This is a genomic window from Enterobacter sp. 01-M-02-SI-ECC, from assembly GCF_047530595.1.
GTDB classification, from domain to species: domain Bacteria; phylum Pseudomonadota; class Gammaproteobacteria; order Enterobacterales; family Enterobacteriaceae; genus Enterobacter; species Enterobacter cloacae_M.
The window spans coordinates 1-5,245 of the sequence record NZ_JBLKCZ010000059.1 but is presented as its reverse complement, the minus strand read 5'-3'; the positions used below and the strand labels follow the sequence as shown (position 1 = coordinate 5,245).

The window sequence follows — 5,245 nt, the reverse complement described above, 5'->3', positions numbered from 1 at the left end:
AACGGCCATCAACATCGAATACATGAAAGCCAGCATCCGTGCCAGGGTGGAGCACCCGTTTCGCATCATCAAGCGGCAGTTCGGCTTCGTGAAAGCCAGTAAGGGGTTTGAGGTCCAATGGAACGAAAACGTACGCTAAGGATATATATTATTGATTTATTATAAAATATGAGAAAGTTCCTTTTCAGGAACCCTCTCATATGATGTACCTGATGCTATTTTCTTCGTTTCTTTTGAGTGCTTTTAATGGCCATATATGATGTTTCATATAGAGTTAAAAGTTTCCCCATCTGACTATCTATAGCGTCATGCTTCTCAGGGTTTCTTAATTTTTGCAACAATTTAGATATGTATTTCGCAGGTAATTTTATTATTAATGAATTATGAGATTGATACATTTCTTTTGTCCAATCCAAATCTCTCCCTGATTTCAATGCCTCACTTTCTTCTCTATTAATAATAAACCCTAATTTTCCATACGGACCTGTTAAATATGATTGTAATTGTCTGTACTCAGATGGACCTAATTCTTCAAAATTTTTTGCATCAAAAACAACTTGTCTTGTTTTATAGTCTTCTAATACACGCTTCCAAAAATCTGATTTTCCACCATTGGTACCTATAATATCTCTTCTCTGAACCGCGTTACCGTTTGGATGCGGTTTTATATCTGTCAGGTGGGATGCAAATACAATTCTTAGTGCGTCTAAGCACCATTGCTCAAATTCATTAGCCCCTTCATTTCCTGTCGGTATTTGATCCAGATGAGTGGTTATTTGACCTATTGTTTTATTTCTAATGGCTGAATTATCGGAAACAACATTGATATCATATTCGTCATTTATTTCCTCAGCTTCCTCTGGAGCAAGAGCGTTGCGATTTAAATTCAAACCAAGCCAATAACATGGATGAATTAATAGTTTTTCACTGCTTTCAAAACCTTTGTCTGGGGTTCGTCCATCATGGCAAAATGAATAGGATGAAGTGTTTTTATCACGTATACCCACAAATCCTACGCTATACAAACTTTGGAGGATCCCACTAGCTTTTAGTAATTGTATTTCAGAGATTATTTTTGGGTCTTCATTTTCTTCTATTGATTCGAAAGATGCTTCTATTTTTTTTAAGCAAGTGTAGACTGTTAATTCAGGTTCAATACTACGGAATGCACTAGTTATAACTTGTATTGAAGGGAAAATCTTCTGGTACTCCTTCCAAAGATCTTCAAGCCTGGCCATGGAAATTGACTTGGCTGCATATTCTAGATCAGTGTTAATAATGGTTTCTCGATTCTCTCTAAATGCGGAGAAAAAAGCTTCATTTAACAATGACAGTAAGTCTCTGGGACGGTAAAGGGTAAATTGCAAGCATCGCTTAAAACCATTCCTTCCTTTGAGGTCATCGGCTGTACACCTATCCCAAACCCGTTGATCTTTCTCAATATCTAGATTAAATGCCACTTTCATTCTTTTAGCCGATAGCATTAAGAGTTGTGCCCAATCCCAATGCAGCCTTATGACTTGCCCCTCTATATTTCTTGAGTAGTCAGGATCTTCCTTTGATAGCGATCTAAATATATTATCCCTTAAAAAAATGATTGGGCGAATGCATTTTGCTTTTTGATTTAATTCGATTGAGGCATATGCCAGACCAGCTATGATTCCTATTCCTATATTATCCGGTTCATATGCTTCATCTAGCTTATCCATCAAAATGACAACTTTCCTGTCTGAGCGTTCAAGAAGTGAAACTATATTGCCTTCGATTTCTGAAATATTCAAATTAAATTGAAGGTCACCAATTGATTCTTCAGGATTGTTTTCATCTAAATATTCTTTTGCTACAATCCTACACTTTCTTAAAATATCACCTTGTGCAGCATTCCATTTCTTTAAATGCTCATTCAACAATGTTTCTGTCGAAATTTGAGATGATAATTTATAATGAGAAGATATATATGATGCTATCTCCATTAACATAGCATATCGCCATAATAACCTTGTTGCTGCCCTGGCTAAATTGAATGAGCCTGTAAATGGCTTCAACATTGATCTAAAGCCAATTATTTGCGTGTCGTCTGGTGAAAAACTTAGGATTAATATTTTTTTATCTTTCTTCCAATGCTCATTTAGCTGAATGAATAAAGCACTTTTACCAGTCCCTCGTCTGCCTACAACAATAGTTCGGTCATCTGTTTCAATTAAAGTTCTAAAGTCAGCAGTTTCGATGAAAGCACTGCTCAACATTTTCTTATCATTTTCTGCTGTTGTATCGCCAAACGGATTAGACTTTGAAGTAATATTAAATTCCATATTCAACCTTTTATATTAGTTGCTTTCATTTATTACTTTATATACTGTTGAACGAGCAATATTCATTGTTTTTGATATGTGTGAGGCTCCTAAACCTTGTTTCCACATATTTAATATCGCACCTCTGTTTATTTTTCTTTTTCTACCGAACACAACTCCCTTTGCCATTGCTTCTTGGCGACCTTCATTTGTTCGTTCTAATATTCTTTGACGTTCGGCTTGAGCTACAGCAGACAGAATAGTGACCACCATTTTTCCCATGTCACCATCAGTACTGATTCCGTCATCGATAAACCGGACAGCTACGCCCTGAGCGTCGAATGCTTTAATTAACTGGATCATATCGGCAGTGTCACGGCCAAGACGGTCGAGCTTCTTCACCAGAATGGCGTCACCATCCTCCACCTTCATACGCAGCAGATCAAGCCCCGGACGATCAACCGAACTGCCGGATGCCTTATCAGTAAAGATACGATTTGCTTTCACTCCTGCTTCTTTGAGCGCACTGATCTGAATATCGAGCGACTGCTGACTAGTTGATACCCGTGCGTAACCAAAAAGGCGCATAAAAATGTATCCTAAATCAAATATCGGACAACAGGTGTCTGTTATAACAAAAAATCGATTTAATAGACACATAAACAATACCATTTTAGTATGTCCGATAATTTATAATATTTCGGACGGTTGCGAAATTGTTAATTCATGACCATCAGGCAGGGAGGCCGGTATGCCCGTCGATTTTCTGACCACTGAGCAGGAACTGAATTATGGTCGCTATGTTGCAGAACCCAATGACGTGCAGCTGGCGCGCTATTTTCATCTTGATGAGCGGGATCTTGCCTTCATTAACCAGCGGCGGGGAAGGCATAACCGGCTGGGAATTGCGCTTCAGCTCACCACCGCCCGTTTTCTGGGCACCTTTCTGACAGACTTAACCCGGGTTCTGCCAGGTGTTCAGCAATTTGTCGCGGTGCAGCTTAATATTCGCCGTCCAGAAGTCCTTACCCGCTACGCAGAACGGGTTACCACCCTCAGAGAGCATACTGCGCTGATTAAGGAATATTACGGTTACCATGAATTTGGCGATTTCCCCTGGTCTTTCCGCCTGAAGCGCCTGCTGTACACCCGCGCATGGCTCAGTAATGAGCGACCCGGCCTTATGTTTGATTTTGCCACCGCGTGGCTGCTTCAGAATAAGGTCCTGCTGCCCGGAGCAACCACACTTGTACGTCTCGTCAGTGAAATACGCGAACGGGCAAATCAGCGGCTGTGGAAGAAACTGGCCGCGTTGCCGGACAGCTGGCAGACCGCCCGCGTGACGGAGCTTCTGGACATTCCTGAGGGGCAGCGTACTTCACCGCTGGAGCAACTGAAAAAGGGACCGGTCACCGTCAGCGGCCCGGCATTTACCGAAGCGCTGGAGCGGTATATCCGGCTGCGAAACCTGGAATTTTCCCGACTGAATTTTACCGGTCTGCCTGCTATACAACTGCGTAATTTGGCCCGTTACGCAGGCATGGCGTCGGTAAAATATATCGCGCGAATGCCACAGCAGAGAAAACTGGCCGTACTCACAGCATTCGTTAAAGCGCAGGAGACTGCGGCGCTGGATGAGGCCGTTGATGTGCTCGATATGCTGATACTGGATATCACTCGTGCGGCGAAGAAAACGGGGCAGAAAAAACGGCTCAGGACGCTTAAAGATCTTGATCGTGCTGCGCTAATATTGGCGCGGGCATGTTCATTGTTGCTGGATGAACAGGCTGACGATGCTGAACTGAGGGAGACCATATTCAACAGCATACCGAAAAGCAGGCTGGCAGAATCCGTCTGCAAGGTAAATGAGCTGGCCCGGCCTCAGAACAACAATTTCCATGACGAAATGGTGGAGCAGTACGGGCGGGTAAAGCGCTTTCTTCCGGCGGTATTGCGCGACCTGCATTTCCAGGCAGCGCCAGCCGGAGAACATACGTTGTCCGCCATTCATTATCTGACCGAACTGAACTGCTCGAAAAAGCGCATCCTGGACAATGCGCCTGAACATATTATTACCGGCCCCTGGAAACGCCTGGTATACGATGCGGAGGGCCGGATACAGCGTGCCGGTTACTCGCTTTGTCTGCTGGAGCGCCTTCAGGATGCACTACGTCGAAGGGACATCTGGCTCGAAAACAGCGATCGCTGGGGAAATCCCCGCGAGAAGCTGTTGCAGGGGGAAGAATGGCAGGCTCAGCGGGTCCCCGTTTGCCGGGCGCTGGGACATCCCACTGATGGACATAAAGGCGTGCAACAGTTGGCGGTCCAGCTAGATGAAACCTGGAAAACCGTCGCATCCCGCTTTGAAGGAAATGCGGAGGTTCATATTTGCCATGACGGTAAACATCCTTCCCTGACTATCAGCAGCCTGGAGAAACTGGAGGAGCCAACATCGTTGCATCGTCTCAACAGTCGGGTAAGGCTGCTACTCCCGCCAGTAGATTTGACGGAACTGTTGCTTGAAATAGATGCCAGAACGGGATTTACACGTGAGTTTACGCATGTCAGTGAATCCGGGGCCCGGGCACAGGATCTGCACATCAGCCTGTGCGCGGTCCTGATGGCAGAGGCCTGCAATATCGGGCTGGAACCGCTGATAAAGCACAATATACCGGCGCTGACGCGCCACCGGCTTAGCTGGGTAAAACAGAATTACCTCCGGGCAGAAACGCTGGTCAGCGCCAATGCCCGCCTGGTTGATTTTCAGTCCACACTGGAGCTTGCTGGCCGCTGGGGTGGTGGCGAAGTGGCTTCAGCTGATGGCATGCGCTTTGTCACGCCGGTGAAAACCGTCAATTCAGGACCTAACAGAAAATATTTTGGTTCCGGACGTGGCATCACCTGGTACAACTTCGTCTCTGATCAGTACTCTGGATTCCACGGCATCGTTGTCC

General features: G+C 44.7%; 3 protein-coding genes and 1 pseudogene. 2 read left to right on the top strand and 2 right to left on the bottom strand.

Annotated elements, in window-relative coordinates:
- Window positions 1–97: pseudogene (locus ACMWLG_RS25305) on the top strand (hypothetical protein); the annotation flags it as partial.
- A 118-nt stretch (window positions 98–215) separates the two neighbouring features.
- Here the strand turns inward: ACMWLG_RS25305 and ACMWLG_RS25300 are convergent.
- Both ACMWLG_RS25300 and ACMWLG_RS25295 read right to left on the bottom strand, forming a co-directional pair.
- A complete protein-coding gene (locus ACMWLG_RS25300; protein WP_032309855.1) occupies window positions 216–2,312 on the bottom strand; it encodes a P-loop ATPase, Sll1717 family in 2,097 nt (698 codons plus the stop codon).
- Between the two features lie 15 nt (window positions 2,313–2,327).
- Window positions 2,328–2,879 (bottom strand): recombinase family protein, encoded by a 552-nt coding sequence (locus tag ACMWLG_RS25295; RefSeq protein ID WP_032309862.1) that lies wholly within the window; start codon window positions 2,877–2,879, stop codon window positions 2,328–2,330.
- A gap of 163 nt (window positions 2,880–3,042) precedes the next feature.
- Here ACMWLG_RS25295 and ACMWLG_RS25290 point away from each other — a divergent pair.
- Window positions 3,043–5,245 (top strand): Tn3 family transposase (locus tag ACMWLG_RS25290; protein ID WP_414763056.1); only part of this gene is annotated, 2,203 nt, incomplete at its 3' end.